The organism is Yersinia nurmii (assembly GCF_001112925.1).
Lineage (GTDB): Bacteria > Pseudomonadota > Gammaproteobacteria > Enterobacterales > Enterobacteriaceae > Yersinia > Yersinia nurmii.
This window is the reverse complement of sequence record NZ_CPYD01000001.1, coordinates 261,211-281,568: the sequence shown is the minus strand read 5'-3', so window position 1 is coordinate 281,568 and position 20,358 is coordinate 261,211. Positions and strand designations below refer to the sequence as shown.

The following is a 20,358-nucleotide window of genomic DNA, read 5'->3' as shown; positions in this document are numbered from 1 at the left end:
AACAACGCTTTTAGTTTTTTGCCCAGTAACGACGCTTGGCCGCTTGCAACGTCTCATAGGCTCCCAACAGCGCCTGATGAGCCGGTAATGCTCTCAAATCAGGATCTACGCTAAACAGCCCGTGGAAGCGAACTTCGCCACAAAGGGCGGCAGAAGCGGCATCCACGGCATCCTGACCATACATTTTCACAAATGCGCCGTGATATTGAGCAGGATCGCGATCCGGCTCCTGAGTCAGCAGCAGCAAGGTTTGCAGGCAACGGTAATAGTTAGCCTGTTCAGGAGTAAATACGGAGGAGTTGAAATCCTGCGTCCACTCAACCCAAATCAGCGCTTGCTCCAAATCACCACCAGCCAGCGCCAGCATGGATTTCAGTTCGCCAACGCGCAGAGTATACCAACCGTTGTCTTTACCGGAGGCGATGCCTAGCAGTTCACGCACACGCGCAAAATCATCCAGACCTTCGTCGTCCAGCTGTTCGATCAATTGCAGATACTGCTCTGGCTTCCACTCGGTGCTTGGCAACGCCAGCAGAGTGTCACGCAGATGTACGCCCATAGTGTTATTGGCCATCAGCAAATCTTCTGCCGGATAGATGTCGGACATCCCCGGTACCAGAATACGGCAGGCGTAAACGCCCAAATGCTCATAATCTGCGATGTAAACTTCAGCATCTTCCTGCTTGAATATAGCCATCAGCGTAGCGAATTCTTCTTCGGTTGTGCCGCTGAAACTCCAGTCAACAAACGGATAGTCTGCGTCCTGCTTGAACATATCCCAGCTAATTAAACCGCTAGAATCGATAAAGTGAGTTTCCAAATTGGTGTGTTCAGCCACTTCTTCGTCATCGAAGGTTGGGGCGGTGAAAACGTCCAAATCTTTCAGGCTGCGGCCTTGCAACAATTCGGTCACGGTGCGCTCCAGCGCTACGCCGAAGTCAGGATGCGCGCCGAATGAAGCAAAACAAGTTCCGTTAGACGGGTTGAACAACACCACGCAAATAACCGGGTAAGCGCCGCCCAAAGAGGCGTCATAAGAAAGGATTGGGAAACCTTCCTCTTCCAGTTTCGCAATGGCTTCAACTACGCCTGGGTAGCGGTTTAGCACCGCTTGCGGGATTTCCGGCAGGCTGATGGATTCCGCAATAATGCGGTTTTTCACATAGCGTTCGAAAACTTCTGACAACCCTTGGACACGTGCTTCATTGGCGGTATTACCAGCAGACATACCATTAGACACATAAAGATTTCCTATGATATTCATAGGAATATATACTGTCTCTAGGTCAGATTGACGGGTAAAGGGCAGGGAACAGATTCCACGCTCAACGTTACCTGACTGTAAGTCCACCAGATCATTGGCATCTAGCTCTTTGTCTGGGTCATAAAAAGCGTGCAGACGGGCATCGAGAATGCCTTGTGGCAGGGAGCCATCAGCCGGAATAGGGAACCACTTCTCATTGGGATAATGAACGAACTCACCGTTGGCGATTTCTTTACCCAAATAAAAATCAGCGAAGAAATAGTTAGTTGATAAACGCTCAAAATATTCACCCAGAGCGGAGGCCAGTGCGGCCTTTTTGCTCGCGCCTTTGCCGTTGGTAAAACACAGCGGACAGTCGCGATCGCGGATATGCACTGACCAAACATGAGGAACCGGATTGAGCCAGGAAGCTTCTTCAATATTAAAACCGAGATCGCTCAGTTTTTGCTGAAAACGGGAAATGGAATCTTCCAGCGCAGCGTCTTTGCCTGGGATAAAAGTTTGCGTCATGTTATTCACTTTTTGACCGTACTAAAAACGCGCAATCATACGGGGTTTTGGCCGATAGCTCCATGTATTCCTAAAGCACAATATATGTCACAGTATTTGTGTGGATTTACCGGATAATTCATTCATTTATAAGAAAGGGAGTTGGCAAGATGAAGTCTTTAAAATTAACCGTTTTGGCAGGGATTTTGGCAGGGATGAGTGGTTCGGCACTGGCTATGCCGAATATTACGCTGTTAGCTACCGGTGGCACCATTGCTGGCGGCGGCGATTCAGCCACCAAATCCAACTACACCGCGGGGAAAATTGGTGTGGATGCCTTGGTTAATGCAGTTCCGGAAATCAAAAACATTGCCAACGTACATGGCGAGCAATTGGTCAATATCGGTTCCCAAGACATGAATGACGATGTCTGGTTGAAACTGGCTAAGAGAATCAATGCAGACTGTGCAAAAACCGATGGTTTTGTGATTACTCACGGCACCGATACTCTGGAAGAAACGGCTTACTTCCTCGATCTGACGGTAAAATGTGATAAACCTGTGGTTGTAGTTGGCGCAATGCGCCCTGCGACAGCAATGGGAGCTGATGGCCCACTGAATCTTTATAACGCAGTGGTTGTTGCCAGCGATCCGCAGTCAGCCAAGCGTGGCGTATTGGTGGCAATGAATGATGTGGTATTGGATGGCCGTGATGTGACCAAGACCAGCACCACTTCAGTACAGACCTTCCAGTCACCAAACACCGGCACCGTCGGCTTGATCCATGACGGTAAAGTGAATTACCTGCACGCTAGCGAACATAAACAAACTCCGTTTGACGTCAGCAAACTGACTACCTTGCCGAAAGTTGGCATTGTTTATAGCTATGCCAACGCCTCCGATCTTCCAGCCAAAGCCTTTATCGCCGAGGGTTATCAGGGCATCGTCAGCGCCGGTGTGGGTAATGGCAACATGTACCATAGTCTCTTCGACACTTTGGCAACTGCTGCACACAATGGCGTAGCCGTGGTTCGTTCTTCTCGCGTACCAACCGGTTCTACCACGCAAGATGCTGAAGTTGACGATACCAAGTACGGTTTTGTGGCTTCTGGCCTGTTGAATCCACAAAAAGCTCGCGTATTGCTGCAATTAGCCTTAACGCAGACCAAAAATCCGCAGGAAATTCAAAAAATGTTCCTGACTTACTAAGTCGTTCATTTTATTCATTCGGGGCAGATCGCTGCCCCTTTTTACCTCGAATCCTTTTTTGCACCGAAACCCGCCGCTAACCCGCACCTGACGTCATTCATGCGCAAATTGAGTTATCTATCGCGTCGCGCGTCGCATAGTCATTAACTTTCAGTAAGTAATTCTGCATAACATGCCGAAAGACGCGCGAATCGCTATAAAACGCCGGGACGCTTTCGACTTTCTGGATGAATAAGCGTTGCAGCCGTTGAATGCGAATGATAAAACCGATGTATGGGTTAAAACGATGTTTATCTCAGTGAAAGCGGTGAGGGGAAATGACACAGGTTTACAATTTTAGCGCTGGCCCAGCAATGCTGCCGGTGGAAGTTCTGCGTCGTGCACAACAAGAATTATGTAACTGGCATGGTATTGGCACTTCAGTAATGGAAATCAGCCATCGCAGCAAAGAATTCATTCAAGTGGCCGAGCAGTCCGAACAGGATCTGCGCGATCTGTTGAAAATTCCTGATAATTATAAAGTGCTGTTTTGTCACGGCGGAGCCAGAGCGCAATTTGCCGCAGTGCCGCAGAATCTGCTCGGTGATAAAACCTCGGCAGATTACATCGATGGCGGCTATTGGGCACACAGTGCCATTAATGAAGCACAGAAATATTGCACGCCAAATGTAATTGATATTAAAACACAAATTGATGGTCTCACCGGCGTTCTGCCTATGAGCCAATGGCCGTTAAGCGCGAATGCAGCCTATGTCCATTATTGCCCGAACGAAACTATTGACGGCGTAGCGATCCATGAAGATCCCGATTTTGGCGATAAAATCGTGGTGGCTGATTATTCCTCATCGATTCTTTCCCGTCCTATCGATATCAGCCGCTATGGCCTGATTTACGCTGGCGCACAGAAGAATATCGGTCCAGCGGGTTTGACGTTGGTTATCGTCCGTGAAGACCTGCTGGGCAACGCGCACAAAGATTTGCCTTCTATTTTGGATTATCAGGTCTTGGCGAAGAATGATTCCATGTTCAATACGCCGCCAACCTTCGCTTGGTATCTTTCCGGCATGGTCTTTAAGTGGTTGAAAGAGCAAGGCGGCCTGGTGGAAATGGAAAAACGTAACCGCGCCAAAGCCGAATTACTTTATAGTGCTATCGATAGCAGCGATTTTTATCGCAATCAGGTGACCGCGGCCAACCGTTCCTGGATGAATATTCCGTTCCAACTGGCTAAACCGGAACTGGATGACGTTTTCCTCACTGAAGCCGAAGCGGTAGGCCTGCAAGCGTTGAAAGGCCATCGGGTTGCTGGTGGTATGCGGGCGTCCATTTATAACGCTATGCCGATTGAAGGCGTTAAAGTATTAACTGATTTTATGGCTGACTTTGAACGTCGCCATGCCTGATCGCGTTTCAGGGGATTTCCTGCTTTATCGGCAGTTACTTTCCCGATGTTTTTAGCGGTAATATGCCGCCATTTTTGCCTCAAAACAGCCCCGTTAATCCGGGGTTGTTGATTAATAGAAGACTGGAGAGTGTTTTTCCCATGCTGGAATCCCTGACGTTACAACCCATCGCGCTGATTGACGGCACCGTTAATCTTCCCGGCTCCAAAAGTGTGTCTAATCGCGCCCTGCTGCTGGCTGCACTGGCTGAGGGGACAACCCGGCTAAACAATCTGTTAGATAGTGATGATATTCGCCATATGCTGAATGCCCTGAAAACTCTGGGCGTTACTTATCGTCTTTCCGCCGATCGCACTCAGTGTGAGGTTGACGGATTGGGGGGGCCACTGTTGGTCGCTGATCCGGTAGAGCTGTTCCTCGGTAATGCAGGCACCGCAATGCGCCCACTGGCTGCGGCTTTGTGCCTGAGCCACGGTGATGTGGTATTAACCGGCGAGCCGCGTATGAAAGAACGCCCAATTGGCCATTTGGTGGATGCATTGCGTCAGGGCGGCGCGCAGATTGATTATCTGGAACAGGAAAATTATCCGCCACTGCGTATTCGCGGCGGTTTCCGTGGCGGCGAGCTGGCCGTTGACGGCAGCGTATCCAGCCAGTTCTTGACAGCGCTGTTGATGGCAGCACCTTTGGCTGAGCAGGATACGCAAATTCGTATTCAGGGCGATTTGGTTTCCAAACCTTATATCGATATTACTTTACATTTAATGCAAAGTTTTGGCGTTGAAGTGACGCACGAAAACTATCAGATATTCCATATTGCCGGCGGCCAAACTTATCGTTCGCCGGGTGAATATTTGGTCGAAGGGGATGCGTCCTCTGCCTCTTACTTCCTCGCTGCGGCAGCGATTAAAGGCGGCACTGTGCGTGTGACCGGAATCGGTAAGAAAAGCGTGCAGGGTGATACCAAATTTGCTGACGTATTGGAAAAAATGGGTGCAATCATCCGTTGGGGTGATGATTATATCGAATGTAGCCGTGGGGAATTACGAGGCATCGATATGGACATGAACCATATTCCCGATGCGGCGATGACCATTGCTACCACTGCGTTGTTTGCCGAAGGGCCAACAATCATTCGTAATATTTATAACTGGAGGGTAAAAGAAACCGATCGTCTGGCAGCCATGGCTACTGAACTGCGTAAAGTTGGCGCAGAAGTGGAAGAAGGCCACGACTATATTCGCGTGATCCCACCTGCACAGCTGATCGCGGCAGAGATCGGCACTTATAACGATCATCGTATGGCGATGTGTTTCTCGCTGGTGGCGCTATCGGATACGCTGGTCACTATTCTCGATCCCAAATGTACCGCAAAAACCTTTCCTGACTATTTCGAACAGTTGGCTCGCTTAAGTCAAACCGCGTGATTCTGCTGGTTTAAGCACGGTTTTTATTAAAGTATGCTTCTTATTAATAAATGGGCGGGATAACCTTCCCATTTATACAAATAGAAAATATATTCAGCAAAACACATCAATTTTTCCTAAACTTAATCTACGAGGTGTGGTTTTATTTTCAGCAACCACACCTCGCAGGGTAACAGTTCTCGCAGATGCGGCGTATAATGTCGCACCTGTGTTTACCCGATTGGGTAGACAAGAGGTTTTGCCTACCGAAAGGAGAGAGAAATGACGGCGATAGCCCCGGTGATAACCGTTGATGGACCGAGTGGTGCAGGCAAAGGCACGCTGTGTAAAGCACTGGCTGAAACGCTGAAATGGCGTTTACTGGATTCAGGTGCAATTTACCGCGTTTTAGCCTTGGCCGCCTTGCATCATCAGGTCGATATCAGCACCGAAGAGGCACTGGTTCCACTTGCCGCCCATCTCGACGTCCGTTTTGTCGCAGAAAACGGGGAATTACGCGTTATTCTTGAAGGTGAGGATGTCAGTAATGCTATCCGCACTGAAACTGTTGGTAATACCGCCTCTCAGGCTGCTGCTTTCCCGCGTGTTCGTGAGGCGCTGTTGCGCCGTCAGCGGGCATTTCGCGAAGCGCCGGGTCTGATTGCAGACGGCAGAGATATGGGGACCGTAGTGTTTCCCGATGCGCCAGTGAAGATATTTCTTGATGCCAGTTCGGAAGAACGAGCACACAGACGCATGCTACAGTTGCAGGAAAAGGGCTTTAATGTTAACTTTGAACGTCTTTTAGCCGAGATACAGGAGCGAGATGATCGCGATCGTAATCGGTCTATAGCGCCTTTAGTACCCGCGGCCGATGCGTTAATACTGGATTCAACCAGTATGTCCATCGAGCAGGTGATTGAACAAGCGCTGGCGTATGCCCAAAAAGTTTTAGCGTTGCCGTCGTGTTAATAACGTCAGCGTAGCAAGAACCAAGCTCTTAATAACTTGTTATTAAAGGGCAAATTAACCTTACTGCCAAGGATGGACGGCGAGGCATGTGAAACAACCCCATTAGGCAGGATGCCCGATGGACGTTAAACTTAAGAATCCTGAAGATTATTAACATGACAGAATCTTTTGCTCAACTCTTTGAAGAATCCCTGAAAACAATTGAAACACGTCCGGGCTCTATCGTCCGTGGTGTTGTTGTTTCTATCGATAAAGATATCGTACTGGTTGACGCCGGTCTGAAATCCGAATCAGCAATTCCAGCAGAACAGTTCAAGAACGCGCAAGGCGAACTGGAAATTCAGGTTGGCGACGAAGTTGACGTTGCACTGGACGCTGTTGAAGATGGCTTCGGTGAAACTCAGCTGTCCCGTGAGAAAGCTAAGCGTCACGAAGCATGGCTGACTCTGGAAAAAGCTTTCGAAGTTGCTGCAACTGTAATCGGCGTGATTAACGGTAAAGTTAAGGGCGGCTTCACAGTCGAACTGAACGGCATCCGTGCGTTCCTGCCAGGTTCACTGGTTGACGTGCGTCCAGTTCGCGATACTCTGCATCTGGAAGGCAAAGAGCTTGAGTTCAAAGTCATCAAGCTGGATCAGAAACGCAACAACGTAGTTGTTTCTCGTCGTGCCGTTATCGAATCAGAAAACAGCGCAGAACGCGATCAACTGCTGGAAAACCTGCAAGAAGGCATGGAAGTTAAAGGTATCGTTAAGAACCTGACTGACTACGGTGCATTCGTTGATCTGGGCGGCGTTGATGGCTTGCTGCACATTACTGACATGGCTTGGAAACGCGTTAAGCATCCAAGCGAAATCGTCAATGTGGGCGACGAAATCACTGTTAAAGTGCTGAAGTTCGACCGCGAACGTACTCGTGTATCCCTGGGCTTGAAACAGCTGGGCGAAGATCCATGGGTTGCTATCGCTAAACGTTACCCAGAAAGCACTAAGCTGACTGGTCGTGTAACCAACCTGACTGATTACGGCTGCTTCGTAGAAATCGAAGAAGGCGTTGAAGGTCTGGTACACGTTTCTGAAATGGATTGGACCAACAAAAACATTCACCCGTCTAAAGTTGTTAACGTAGGCGACGTAGTGGAAGTTATGGTTCTGGACATCGATGAAGAACGTCGTCGTATCTCTCTGGGCCTGAAACAGTGTAAATCTAACCCATGGCAGCTGTTTGCAGAAACTCACAACAAAAACGACCGCGTTGAAGGTAAAATCAAGTCTATCACTGACTTCGGTATCTTCATCGGCCTGGACGGCGGCATCGACGGCCTGGTTCACCTGTCTGACATCTCCTGGAACGTTGCAGGCGAAGAAGCAGTTCGTGAATACAAGAAAGGCGACGAAATCGCAGCTGTTGTTCTGCAAGTTGACGCAGAGCGCGAGCGCATCTCCCTGGGCGTGAAACAACTGGCAGAAGACCCGTTCAATAACTACCTGTCTATGAACAAGAAAGGTGCTATTGTTACTGGTAAAGTAACTGCAGTTGACGCTAAAGGTGCTACAGTTGAATTGGCAGGCGGCGTAGAAGGTTACCTGCGTGCTTCTGAAGCAACTCGTGACCGCGTTGAAGATGCAACGCTGGTACTGAACGTAGGTGATGAAGTTGAAGCCAAATATACTGGCGTTGACCGTAAAAACCGCGTAATTAGCCTGTCTGTTCGTGCGAAAGACGAAGCTGATGAGAAAGATGCAATCGCTACTGTTAACAGTAAGCCAGAAGAAAGCAACTTCTCTAACGCTATGGCTGAAGCGTTCAAAGCTGCAAAAGGCGAGTAATAACGGGGGGCGGTTTCTCCGCCCCTATACGGTAGTTTAGCTGCAAAGCTTGGAGGTAATATGACCAAGTCTGAACTTATTGAAAGACTTGCTGGCCAGCAATCTCATGTACCGGCGAAGGCCGTTGAGGATGCAGTGAAAGAAATGCTTGAACATATGGCTGGAACATTAGCCGAAGGTGAGCGCATTGAGATCCGCGGATTTGGCAGTTTTTCTCTTCACTACCGTGCTCCGCGTGTTGGTCGTAATCCGAAAACTGGCGACAAAGTAGAGTTGGAAGGTAAATACGTTCCGCACTTTAAGCCGGGTAAAGAATTACGCGATCGCGCTAATATCTACGGTTAAGTTGTTCGCAACCAGCCGGGTTATTACTTGTGAAAATATGAAACGGTGCCTTTATGGCACCGTTTTTCTTTTTATAATTATCGCGTTTTGATAAAAATCTCTCAGCCTAATACCGTCTTTATTTCCAGCCCAATTATCCTGCACTGAATTAAGAACGCGTTTTTAATTTAATGTTTCCCCAGTATTCAATCTCACTCTGAGTTAATCCAATCATCCGGTATTTTCCTCGCGTTATTTCTTTCTAACTAGCCACTATATTTTGAAGTTTGTCGCAATTCTATTTGGGTATCTGCAACCGCTGAAACTAGCTTTCGAGGCTCCTCGGAGGCTTTAGCCTTGATGCTGGTAAAGCACGCTTTAATACTGAAAATACGCTTAGCGGCAGGATGCTGTGAAAAGACCAATAGCCAATTATTAAAGGATGGTTTTTTACTGTGTTATCAATCGATCGATGTGCAGGGGCGTTAATTATAGGTTTGCTACCTCTGATGTTTATCCCACGCTTGGCGGGTTTTGTGCCGGTGTTATTAATGCTGCTTACCGCAATTATCCTGTGGCTTAGCGGTGATAAAAACGCTCGGTTCGCGGCTTTGTCAATATTGGGCTTTTTATGGGGGAACTGGCAGGCTGCCAGTCTGGTGAATCAAATAGAGCATATGGTGCAGGGAGATAAGTTGATCGTTGCTACTGTCACCAGCATTTCTTTAGTTAGCCATAGGGGGGAGAAAGCCAGAAAGTTATTGAAAATCGAGCAGGCAGATGGTCGGCGAGTCTTTCCACCGGTTTCTGTTTCGGTCCATTGGCCAAAAACATTGCCTGAATCCTGTTCCGGACAGCGTTGGCAGCTAAAGATCCGCATGAGGCCAGTACACAGCTTGCTTAATGAAGGTGGGTTCGATAGCCAACGTTGGGCAATGGCCAATCGACAGCCTCTTACCGGGCGGATTATCACTGGGCGGATGTTGGAGGAGAATTGTCATTTACGGCAAGAAATCATCTCTAGGACAGATCGGCAATTGCAGTCCTATAGTCAGAGACCTTTGCTATTAGCGCTGGCTTTTGGTGAGCGGGGGGAATTATCACCACAGCAGTGGGAGACTTTGCGAAAAACTGGCACTGCGCATCTTATGGCTATTTCGGGTCTACATATTGTTATGGCGGCGTTGTTTGGTCGTTTATTAGCGAGAGCGATTCAATATTTATTTCCAACGCGCTGGATCGCCCCCTTATTGCCATTACTCACCGGGTGGCTACTCGCATTAACCTATGTCTGGCTGGCGGGTGCTAATCCACCGGCATTGCGGGCAGGATTGGTTTTAACGCTGTGGTTAGCTTTACGGCTGTTTGGCGTTCTATCCAGCCCTTGGCAGGTTTGGCTATGGGCGGTGGCACTGATATTGCTTAGCGAGCCTTTAACACTGCTATCAGACAGTTTTTGGTTATCTTGTATAGCAGTACTGAGTTTGTTGTTTTGGCTGCACTGGGTTCCACTACTTTCCCCATTTCTAACGAAAAATCGCTATGCTTGGCCGCTCCGCCTGACGCATTTGCAATTTGGGATGATGTTGTTGCTTATGCCGTTGCAAATGCTCCTATTTCATGGCATTAGCCTATCCTCGTTCCCCGCGAATTTATGGGCGATGCCAATAGTGTCATTTATCACCGTTCCCTTGGTGCTAATAGCATTGGTATTTTCATTTTTCTCCTCAATTGCGGGAGTCTTCTGGTCGTTGGCCAATAGCTCGTTAGAGATCGCTATGTTGCCTTTAAACAACTTAAAGGCCGGTTGGCAACACACTGGCGAAACGGCGTTGGCGATTGGTGGTCTGGGCTGGCTAGCCGTAGTGATATGGCGCTTTCGGTGGTGGCGTTTATATCCTTTTGCCGTTATGGCTCTCTGCATCAATTTGATTCTTATCGCTCAACGGCGAGATGCCCACCGATGGCGAGTTGATATGCTGGATATTGGACATGGTTTAGCCATCGTTATTGAGCGGGAAAGCAGAGCGGTGGTATTTGATACCGGTAATCGCTGGAGGACTGGCAGTATGGCAGAAAAAGCTATTTTGCCTTATCTCAAATGGCGAGGTTTAACGGTGGATCATATTATTCTGAGTCATGATCATTTGGATCATTCTGGTGGGTTAGATTTGATTCGCGCTGCCTTTCCTATGGCAAAGGTGAGGGCACCTTTCCCGATAAAGAATATTGGATCCAATATGGCGTTATTACCTTGTCGGCAAGGGGAACGTTGGAAATGGCGGCAGCTTGATTTTGAGGTGCTATGGCCGCCACAATTGACCGAAAATGCGCAAAATGACGATTCCTGCGTCATTCGTATTTCAGAGGGCAAGCATAGCCTGCTGCTGACCGGGGATATTGAAAGGAAAAGCGAGCGACAGCTGGTGAAAACATCCCGCCATAAATTGCGGTCTACGTTGCTACAGGTTCCACATCATGGGAGTAATACCTCGTCTATCGCTCCTTTTCTTCGCGCTGTACAGCCTGAATTAGCTGTGGCATCGGCATCACGTTATAACCAATGGCGCTTGCCAGCGAGAAAAGTCATCAATCGTTACAAAGAAAATGGGATTATCTGGCGTGATACATCGCGCTCTGGGCAGCTCAGTATCTCTTTTTCAGACCATGATTGGCAGATTAAAGGCTATAGGGAACAATTATTTCCCCGTTGGTACCACCAGCGATTTGGTGTTGGAGGCCATAATGAGTAGAATAGGCCGCTATTTCTTCTGGTACTGGTATTTGAATGATGAATGATAAAGATCTCTCCACCTGGCAGACCTTCCGTCGCCTTTGGCCGATGATCGCTCCTTTTAAAACCGGTCTTATCGCTGCGGCGATAGCGCTAATTCTGAATGCGGCCAGCGATACCTTTATGCTGTCGTTGTTAAAACCGTTGCTGGATGATGGTTTTGGTAAGTCGAACAGTTCTATCCTGATGTGGATGCCACTGGCCATTATCGGGTTGATGTTGGTTCGCGGGATCAGCGGTTTTATCTCCAGCTACTGTATCTCATGGGTTTCGGGCAAAGTGGTGATGTATATGCGCCGCCGTCTGTTCAGCCATATGATGGGCATGCCAGTATCTTTTTTCGACCAACAATCTACAGGCACATTGCTGTCGCGGATTACTTACGATTCCGAGCAGGTGGCTTCTTCTTCTTCCAGCGCATTGATTACCGTAGTGAGAGAAGGTGCGTCGATTATCGGCCTGTTTATCATGATGTTTTATTACAGCTGGCAGTTGTCGCTGATTTTAATCGTTATTGCGCCGATCGTTTCTATCGCTATTCGCATGGTTTCCAAGCGTTTCCGTAATATCAGTAAGAATATGCAAAGCACTATGGGGCAGGTGACGACCAGCGCTGAGCAGATGCTGAAAGGACATAAAGAAGTATTGATCTTCGGCGGTCAAAAAGTAGAAACCGAGCGTTTTGATACCGTGAGTAACCGGATGCGTCAGCAGGGTATGAAAATGGTTTCTGCCTCTTCTATTTCCGATCCTATTATTCAATTGATTGCCTCATTTGCGCTGGCATTTGTGCTTTATGCCGCCAGTTTCCCAAGCGTGATGGAAACGCTGACGGCCGGTACTATTACCGTGGTTTTCTCTTCCATGATTGCCTTGATGCGTCCGTTGAAATCGCTGACTAACGTCAATGCCCAGTTCCAACGCGGTATGGCGGCCTGTCAGACGTTATTTAGCATCCTGGATATGGAACAGGAAAAGGACGATGGCAAACTGGAAATCGATCGCGTAAAAGGTGATATCGATTTCCGTAATGTGACTTTTAAATACCCAGGCAAAGAAACGCCAGCGTTGATTGATATCAATATGCATATCGAAGCCGGTAAAACCGTAGCCCTGGTAGGGCGTTCAGGCTCGGGTAAATCAACGATTGCTAACTTGATTACTCGTTTTTATGACGTCAGTTCCGGCAGTATCCTGATGGATGGCCATGACCTGCGGGAATACAAACTTAGTTCTCTGCGTAATCAGGTGGCGTTGGTTTCGCAAAACGTACATCTGTTCAACGATACCGTCGCTAATAACATTGCTTATGCCAGAGATGAACAATATACCCGCGCAGAGATAGAAAAAGCGGCGCGTATGGCCTATGCCATGGACTTTATTGAGAAAATGGATAACGGTCTGGATACGGTGATTGGTGAAAACGGCGTGATGCTTTCTGGTGGTCAGCGCCAGCGTATTGCTATTGCCCGTGCATTACTGCGTGACTGTCCGATTCTGATTTTGGATGAAGCGACTTCGGCTTTGGATACTGAATCTGAGCGAGCCATTCAGGCGGCGTTGGATGAATTGCAGAAAAACCGCACCTCGTTGGTGATTGCTCACCGTCTGTCGACTATTGAAAAAGCCGATGAAATTCTGGTTATTGAAGACGGTCGCATTATCGAACGTGGGGAACACCGCGAGCTGCTCGCTCGTCAAGGCGCCTATGCTCAGCTTAGCCGCATGCAGTTTGGCCAATGATTGAGCGTATCTGGTCAGGTGAATCGCGACTGTATTGGCTTTTATTACCACTATCTTGGCTGTACGGCGGGATGAGCTGGTTGATAAAGAACAGTTATCGCCTTGGTTTGCGTACTAGTTGGCGTTCCCCTGTACCCGTAGTCGTGGTGGGGAATCTAACCGCTGGTGGCAACGGCAAGACGCCGGTCGTTATCTGGCTGGTGGAGCAACTGCGGCTGCGGGGTCAACGCGTTGGCGTTGTTTCTCGCGGTTACGGCGGAAAAGCCGATAGCTACCCGTTGGTATTGAATGAAAGTACATCAACGACGCAGGCTGGCGATGAACCGGTGTTGATTTTCCAACGTACCGGTACGCCTGTAGCCGTTGCGCCTAAACGCTCGGAGGCGATTCAGGCGCTGCTAAAAAACCATGCTCTGGATGTGATTATCACAGACGATGGTTTACAGCATTATGCTTTGCAACGAGATTTTGAAATTGTGGTGGTGGACGGCGTTCGTCGATTTGGTAACGGCTGGTGGTTGCCTGCTGGGCCAATGCGTGAAAGGTCTGAGCGATTGGCCTCCGTGGATGCCATTATCACGAATGGTGGAACCGCGGTTGCGGGAGAAGTACCAATGCTGCTAAAAGCGGGGCATGCGGTGAATATTTTGACCGGTGAACAATTGCCCGCTGAACAGCTAAAGAACATCGTAGCCATGGCTGGTATTGGGCATCCGCCACGCTTTTTCCGAACCTTACGTCAATTAGGGGTCACGATAGAGAAAGAACATGCTTTTGCCGATCATCAGGATTTTTCTCTGTCCCAGCTCCAGAGTCTGACCCATGATCGCCAAACCCTGTTAATGACTGAGAAAGATGCGGTTAAATGCCGCAAATTTGCTCAGCCTAATTGGTGGTATCTACCGGTAACGGCAGAATTACCGCCAGTACAGGCCGAGCAATTGTTGGCTCGAATTATTTCGCTACGTAGCGTTGACGATGAGCGCGTAACCTAATTCGATAAAATTTCAGTCAACCCTAGAATCTGAGCACAGGCCGCGATTGAGCGGCGCTGTGTAACCTCATACAGTGCCAGTTCATCGATAACCGGCACGCCTAAATCTCGCTCAAACGCTTCCCGACTGGAGTGTTCGCTAAAGTGCGTCTGTGCTTTATCTCCCAGGTTCGACTGAAATATTCCTGCGGCACTGACTGGCAGAAAGTCCTCATACACCAAAGGTTCAAAGTCGATATAACCGCTATTGATAAGATCGTCGAGAGAGGTGCTGTTACGCTTTTTTAGCTCGGTATCTGGCATTTTCCCCGTTGGGAAATAGCGGTAGAAGGCCAGTTCCTGTGATCGCATCGCCCCGTGATCATCAGGGAAGGCGCTAAAGTGATGAGATAACAGTGCCATATACCTATCGGAATTTTTCTCACTGGCGGGCTGTTGCAGTTCATCCTGTGCGGCTTGTAATAAGCGATCGTATAACGCACGTCCTTTGGCAGTTAGAGCGGCTCCACGCTGTTCGATTTCGCCGAAACGTGCAGTATGTTTGCCCTGAATGCTCTGCCCATTCCCTTGTGGAAAAGCGACCTGCTCTTCCAACGCTTTGAAACTGGTTTGGCGCAGCAAAATAGGGCAGCGTCGAGTTGGCGGGCCTTCGATTACCGCTTTAGGCGTAATATTATGCTCCGGCATGGCGCGTTGAACGGCGTCGATATCCAGCGTTCTCGGCGTTAAGTGATTAATGTGCGGCCCTTTAAATGCGACTACGTCGGCAATTAGGCGGTGCTGGTCGTGTAGGCGTTGATATATCTCGGCGCTGACGGTCGCAGTATTGTGCCAGCGGAAAGTTTCTAAAGCCTGAGTGATAAAGTCGTCGGCTTCCTGCTGAGTCAAACCGCCAGCGGTTTCATGACGTTTAATCAGCTCAATAGCGCGCGGAGTGAAAATATTACGGCGCGCCAGTATTTCCGCCGCTAGCTGACGCAATTGCGGTTGTTCGATCAGTTCCAACCGTAGCAGGGAAGTAAATACCCTAAACGGGCTGACCTGAAGCGATGTCTCGTGAATGGCGCGAAACGCGGTGGAATGTACCGGCACTCCCGCTGGAGCCAGATCGTAATAGGCCACAGGAACCATACCCATTACGGCAAACAGGCGGCGTAACATCGCTAGCTCGGCGGCGGTTCCTACGCGGATAGCGCCGTGCCGCTCCATATTCAGCCGTTCAATTTCGCCGGTGCGAGCTAAGTGTTTTTTCAGTTCAGGATGTTCAGCCATCGCCTGCCGATTGGTTTGGGCAACAATCTGCAATAGGGTACTGTAAAGAGGAACTTCCGTTTGGTACATCTCTGACATGGCACGAGAGAATCCGGCGCGAATCTGATCCGGCTGAATCTGCAGTGGGGTGTTCATAATAGGGTAACTCCTTTTATCGTCTATATTTTTTTACTGTTTTTCTTAGTACGAAAATGGCTTGGAAAAATAGAGATGCATTAACGCTGAGCTGCTTTTTAGTCTAGGCAGGAAACGCAGAGTCGAGGGCAACCCGCAGGAGAATATTGAGGAATTATGCGCCAGCTCTCATTGATTTTTATTTCGGCAATAAAATAGAAGAGAAAATAGTTGCGCGACTATTTATTTTATGCGTTAATAGCCTCGGCCTGTGATACAGACCTATTTATGTGTAAGAGTGTGTAGTGAGAGTATAAAGAGTACTAGCAGTTCCTCCCAAGCCGTTATCATTTGATTCCGCTTCAAAGACGAACCTTCTAAGAATCTCCGGTAAACAACTTCCATAAGTAACGTCCCTGAATACAGTCCAGCTATTTTAAATAGCAATAAGTGCCTTGTGGCGAGTTATTAATATTTTTGAAGGTAAAGTTTATGTCTAAGAAGACTGGTCAAGTTAAATGGTTCAACGAAAGCAAAGGCTTTGGTTTTATTGAACAAAACGACGGTGGCAAAGATGTATTCGTACATTTCTCTGCAATCGCCACTGACGGATTCAAAACTCTGGCTGAAGGCCAGCGTGTAGAATACACCGTTGAAGACAGCCCGCGCGGGCCGGCTGCTGCAAACGTTGTTGCTCTGTAATTCAGAGATTAATAATGTTTAAAATATTTTAGGATAAAAAATGGTAAAGCAAATGCGCTAACCATTGACCTAAATATTTAAAAATTCTAAAACCCGCATTATGCGGGTTTTTTCATTAATTCAAGCTCATAGAGGTTTAATCAAAAAAACTTTAGGATGGGCAACTGCATCTAAACAATAAATAAAAATGAGTTGTTAGGATGCCCAGTAAAAGGAAATTTATTATGACGTTAAAAATGGGTCGGGTGAAATGGTTCAACCAGCTGGAAGGCTACGGTTTTATTTCACCACTCGATGGTGGGCTGGATGTTTATGTCAGCAAAATGGCAATTGCCAACACCAAAAATAAATCACTAAGTGAAGGACAGAACGTAGAGTTCTCCACTTACAAAAGTATTCACGGGCCTTCTGCGGCCGATGTGATTGCCTTCTAAAGCAAACGGCTACCTCGGTAGCCGTTTGTATTTTACCGATACTTCGGTATGCGATGGTAATACAGGTGCTCTTTATTTGTTAATTAAAGTCTGAATTTTATTCGATTCTTAATTACTAAAGTTAGCGAACATCGCGATGATTTTATGAAACAGTTTCATCTTTAATCCGATAAATATATTATGTGATGTAAGTCACAAAATTCTACTCCCCGCATTTCAACATATCAATAACATTCATTGCAAAACTGCCATTTTTCTTTGTTGCCGATATTGATGAGTTATCACTCGGAGTAATGGAATATTGAGTTGGTTAACCTGCCTGAGTGGATATGCTATTCTCTTACGCTTTCCTGCTGTCGATAGCTCCACGTCCTCGGAGGGTGTATGGATCACCGTTTACTCGAAATCGTTGCTTGCCCAGTGTGCAATGGCAAACTGTATTTTAATAAAGAAAATCTGGAGTTGGTGTGCAAAGCCGACAATCTGGCTTACCCCGTTCGCGATGGCATTCCGGTTTTGCTGGAGAATGAAGCGCGCGCCCTTTCCGTTGATGAGAAGCACGCATGAGTTTTATCGCGATTATTCCTGCTCGTTATGCATCAACCCGCTTGCCGGGTAAACCGCTGGCGGATATTGGCGGTAAGCCGATGGTGGTACATGTGATGGAGCGCGCACTGGAGTCTGGTGCCAGTCGGGTTATTGTCGCCACCGATCATGATGACGTGGTTCGTGCCGTGCAGGCTGCGGGCGGTGAAGTTTGTCTGACTCGCGCCGATCATCAGTCTGGTACTGAGCGGCTGGCTGAAGTGATTGAACGCTACGGTTTTGCCGATGACGATATTATTGTCAACGTACAAGGCGATGAACCACTTATTCCTCCGGTGATTATTAGCCAAGTAGCAAGCAATCTGGCGGCCTCCAGCGCCGGTATGGCGACATTGGCGGTGCCAATTGAAAGCAGCGAAGAAGCGTTTAATCCCAACGCAGTGAAAGTTGTCATGGATGCTCAGGGCTACGCGCTGTATTTCTCCCGCGCGGCGATTCCGTGGGAAAGAGAGCGTTTTGCCCAATCTAAAGACAGCATTGGTGATTGCTTCTTACGTCACATCGGTATTTACGCTTATCGCGCCGGTTTTATTCGCCGCTATGTTAATTGGGCACCAAGTAAGCTGGAACAGATCGAGCTGCTCGAACAGCTGCGGGTTTTATGGTACGGCGAGAAAATTCACGTTGCCGTGGCTAAGGCCGCGCCAGCGGTGGGCGTAGACACCCAGGAAGATCTGCAAAGGGTGCGGGATATCATTCTTAATCAATAAAGCAGATAAAAAATCGCGACGAAACCGTCGGCCGGTTGTAAAACCAAAATTGTCAAAAGATAGTAGAACCAAACGCCGGTGTGCGGGCCACCCGGCGTAATTATTTACCCCGCCTTTTTGTTGTTTGCTCGCTTTTGTTTGATCTGCATTCTGGAAATATCCCCAAGCGCATCTCATTATGGTGCTCTACCTCAATCGTCATTCTGCTGTCAGTCATAATGGGCGAACCTAATATGGAACAGTTAAAGGCCGAATTAAGCATTGTATTGGGTGAATCCATTACCCGGCTCGAATGCGTCAGTGAGCAGCCTTATGCCCATTTGTTTGCTCTTTATGACAAACAGGGGCACGCGATCCCGTTATTGGCCAAAAGCTATGTTTGTCAGGGAATTGCCCAGCAGGAGGCCTATAAACTTTCGATGCTGGCACGGGATGGGGATATTCGTTTACCCACGGTCTATGGTTTGGTGATGACCCATCAGACGCCTTACAAAGAAATTCTGCTGATGGAACGACTGAGGGGCGTTTCAGTGGAAGCGCCGCCACGGACGCCAGAACGCTGGCATGTATTGATGGATCAAATTGTTGAAGGCGTACTGGCCTGGCATCGCATTGATAGCCACGGCTGCGTCGGCAATGTAGACAGTATGCAGGAAAATGATTGGTTTAGCTGGTATCAACAGCGGGTAGAGGTGTTATGGTCCAGTTTAAGTCATCTCAGCTCACCACTAATCACTCTGGATGACCGTGCCGTTTTATACCGTTCTAGAGCGGGGTTATCTCATCTGTTTGCCGATTTTGACGACAGTTGTGTGCTGATTCACGGTAATTTAACCCTGAGAAGTATGCTGAAAGATCCCCGTAGCGATCAGTTATTAGCGATGTTAAATCCCGGCCCGGTGCTGTGGGCTCCGCGCGAATACGATCTTTTCCGTCTCAGCGACGAAGGGATGCCAAGCCAGCTATTGTACCGCTATTTGCAGAAAGCCCCGGTTTCTGAGGCTTTTGTCTATCGCCGCTGGCTGTACACACTTTGGGAATTAGTCGGACGATTTATTCACACCGGCTATTTCGACCGACCGGTGTTTGATCGCGCAGCCAGCCAACTATTGCCTTGGCTGGCCTGATTTCCCCTTTCCTAAGGATTAATGACTGTGAGCGTCGGCGGGGGATTTCACCCATTGCCAGAGTTTCCCTAAGGTTTCGTACCAGGCGCGTTCACTGTGATAAAGATAGCTGGCAGCAGGAATAGCACGTTCCCAGCTGTGCAATGGGCTGGTAATGGCTAATTGATTTGCTGGCGCGGGAATAGGATGTAATCCCTTGGCGGTAAAGAAATTAATGGCGCGCGGCAAGTGATTGGCTGAAGTGACCAGTAGGAAAGGTTTATTCCCCACCAGAGCGGCTACGTCTGCCGCTTCTTCTTCGGTATCTTTCGGTTTTTCCAACATCACTATATCACTGCTCGCTACGCCCAGACTTTCAGCAACCTGCGCAGCGGTTCGGGCGCTGCTTTGCGAAGCGGGCCCAGAGCCGCCGGTAAACACCAGTTTGCTGCCCGGATGCTGTAAATACAGTCGAATACCTTCAGTGACTCTTGGCAAACTATTGGGAAATAAATTCGCGCTGGGTGCCCAATTCGGATTAAAGGTATAGCCGCCACCGAGGACAACAATGTAATCTACCCGGTCATTACCCTGATAAGTGGCATACTTATTTTCGATAGGTAGCAATAAACGATCGGCCACGGGTTGCAGGCTAATAAGCAATAATACTAACCAGCTTAGGGTGAGCAGCGCCTTGCCACTTTTTTGCCAGTGGGTAAACCACAATAGGATTAAAGCCAAACCTATTAATATAAGTAAAAGTGGCAGCGGCATTAATAACCCGCCGAGGAACTTTTTTAGGGTGAATAGCATGAAAAAGTGAACCTTTTGGCTGAAAAAACGGCATCCGGGCGGGATTACTGCCCAAGAAGATTTATTCTACGTCTGGCTGTGCCAAAATAGCATATTTGGGGCGAACTCTTTTCCCTGTCGTTATATACCCGCGAAGTTTCGTCTCTTGGCTTACAGGCGATAGAGCGAAAGTGAA

General features: G+C 48.3%; 17 protein-coding genes. 14 read left to right on the top strand and 3 right to left on the bottom strand.

Features of this window, described 5'->3' with window-relative positions; genetic code table 11:
* Positions 1 to 10: 10 nt before the first annotated feature.
* Positions 11 to 1,774 (bottom strand): 30S ribosomal protein S12 methylthiotransferase accessory factor YcaO, encoded by a 1,764-nt coding sequence (gene ycaO, locus AD970_RS01215; protein WP_049596513.1) that lies wholly within the window; start codon positions 1,772 to 1,774, stop codon positions 11 to 13.
* 149 nt (positions 1,775 to 1,923) lie between these two features.
* Here ycaO and ansB point away from each other — a divergent pair, with 149 nt between their 5' ends.
* From ansB to lpxK, 9 genes are all read left to right on the top strand, one after another.
* Complete coding sequence (gene ansB, locus AD970_RS01210) at positions 1,924 to 2,961, top strand: L-asparaginase 2 (RefSeq protein ID WP_049596512.1); 1,038 nt, start codon at positions 1,924 to 1,926, stop codon at positions 2,959 to 2,961.
* A gap of 317 nt (positions 2,962 to 3,278) precedes the next feature.
* Positions 3,279 to 4,364 (top strand): 3-phosphoserine/phosphohydroxythreonine transaminase, encoded by a 1,086-nt coding sequence (gene serC, locus AD970_RS01205; protein WP_049596511.1) that lies wholly within the window; start codon positions 3,279 to 3,281, stop codon positions 4,362 to 4,364.
* A gap of 140 nt (positions 4,365 to 4,504) precedes the next feature.
* Positions 4,505 to 5,791 (top strand): 3-phosphoshikimate 1-carboxyvinyltransferase, encoded by a 1,287-nt coding sequence (gene aroA, locus AD970_RS01200; RefSeq protein WP_049596510.1) that lies wholly within the window; start codon positions 4,505 to 4,507, stop codon positions 5,789 to 5,791.
* A gap of 261 nt (positions 5,792 to 6,052) precedes the next feature.
* Positions 6,053 to 6,742 (top strand): (d)CMP kinase, encoded by a 690-nt coding sequence (gene cmk, locus AD970_RS01195; protein ID WP_049596509.1) that lies wholly within the window; start codon positions 6,053 to 6,055, stop codon positions 6,740 to 6,742.
* Positions 6,743 to 6,897: 155 nt separating this feature from the next.
* Complete coding sequence (gene rpsA / locus AD970_RS01190; protein ID WP_049596508.1) at positions 6,898 to 8,571, top strand: 30S ribosomal protein S1; 1,674 nt, start codon at positions 6,898 to 6,900, stop codon at positions 8,569 to 8,571.
* Positions 8,572 to 8,631: 60 nt separating this feature from the next.
* Positions 8,632 to 8,916 (top strand): integration host factor subunit beta, encoded by a 285-nt coding sequence (gene ihfB, locus AD970_RS01185; RefSeq protein ID WP_049596507.1) that lies wholly within the window; start codon positions 8,632 to 8,634, stop codon positions 8,914 to 8,916.
* Between the two features lie 488 nt (positions 8,917 to 9,404).
* A complete protein-coding gene (locus tag AD970_RS01180; RefSeq protein WP_235786887.1) occupies positions 9,405 to 11,648 on the top strand; it encodes a ComEC family protein in 2,244 nt (747 codons plus the stop codon).
* Positions 11,649 to 11,683: 35 nt separating this feature from the next.
* Entirely contained in the window at positions 11,684 to 13,432 is a 1,749-nt protein-coding gene (gene msbA / locus AD970_RS01175) for a lipid A ABC transporter ATP-binding protein/permease MsbA (protein WP_049596505.1), read from the top strand.
* Positions 13,429 to 14,427 carry a tetraacyldisaccharide 4'-kinase gene (gene lpxK, locus AD970_RS01170; RefSeq protein ID WP_049596504.1) on the top strand — a complete coding sequence of 333 codons (999 nt, stop codon included), beginning with the start codon at positions 13,429 to 13,431 and terminating at the stop codon, positions 14,425 to 14,427. The genes msbA and lpxK overlap by 4 nt, the downstream gene beginning before the upstream one ends.
* Here the strand turns inward: lpxK and hglS are convergent.
* On the bottom strand, positions 14,424 to 15,833 hold the full coding sequence (hglS, locus tag AD970_RS01165; protein ID WP_157045412.1) for a 2-oxoadipate dioxygenase/decarboxylase HglS: 1,410 nt from the start codon (positions 15,831 to 15,833) through the stop codon (positions 14,424 to 14,426). The genes lpxK and hglS overlap by 4 nt on opposite strands.
* A 471-nt stretch (positions 15,834 to 16,304) precedes the next feature.
* On the opposite strand from hglS, the gene cspE reads away from it, so the two are divergent.
* The 5 genes from cspE to AD970_RS01140 all read left to right on the top strand — a co-directional run bounded on the left by cspE (position 16,305) and on the right by AD970_RS01140 (position 19,391).
* Positions 16,305 to 16,514 carry a transcription antiterminator/RNA stability regulator CspE gene (gene cspE, locus AD970_RS01160; protein WP_004717375.1) on the top strand — a complete coding sequence of 70 codons (210 nt, stop codon included), beginning with the start codon at positions 16,305 to 16,307 and terminating at the stop codon, positions 16,512 to 16,514.
* A 224-nt stretch (positions 16,515 to 16,738) separates the two neighbouring features.
* Entirely contained in the window at positions 16,739 to 16,948 is a 210-nt protein-coding gene (locus AD970_RS01155; protein WP_049596502.1) for a cold-shock protein, read from the top strand.
* A gap of 384 nt (positions 16,949 to 17,332) precedes the next feature.
* Complete coding sequence (locus AD970_RS01150) at positions 17,333 to 17,515, top strand: Trm112 family protein (protein WP_004717378.1); 183 nt, start codon at positions 17,333 to 17,335, stop codon at positions 17,513 to 17,515.
* Positions 17,512 to 18,264 carry a 3-deoxy-manno-octulosonate cytidylyltransferase gene (gene kdsB / locus AD970_RS01145; protein ID WP_049596501.1) on the top strand — a complete coding sequence of 251 codons (753 nt, stop codon included), beginning with the start codon at positions 17,512 to 17,514 and terminating at the stop codon, positions 18,262 to 18,264. Before AD970_RS01150 ends, kdsB begins: the two co-directional genes overlap by 4 nt.
* Positions 18,265 to 18,497: 233 nt before the next feature.
* The gene (locus AD970_RS01140) at positions 18,498 to 19,391 is read left to right on the top strand and encodes a YcbJ family phosphotransferase (protein WP_049596825.1); all 894 of its coding nucleotides are present in this window, start codon (positions 18,498 to 18,500) and stop codon (positions 19,389 to 19,391) included.
* 18 nt (positions 19,392 to 19,409) lie between these two features.
* Here the strand turns inward: AD970_RS01140 and elyC are convergent, their stop codons facing one another.
* The gene (elyC, locus tag AD970_RS01135; RefSeq protein ID WP_049596500.1) at positions 19,410 to 20,183 is read right to left on the bottom strand and encodes an envelope biogenesis factor ElyC; all 774 of its coding nucleotides are present in this window, start codon (positions 20,181 to 20,183) and stop codon (positions 19,410 to 19,412) included.
* Positions 20,184 to 20,358 lie beyond the last annotated feature (175 nt).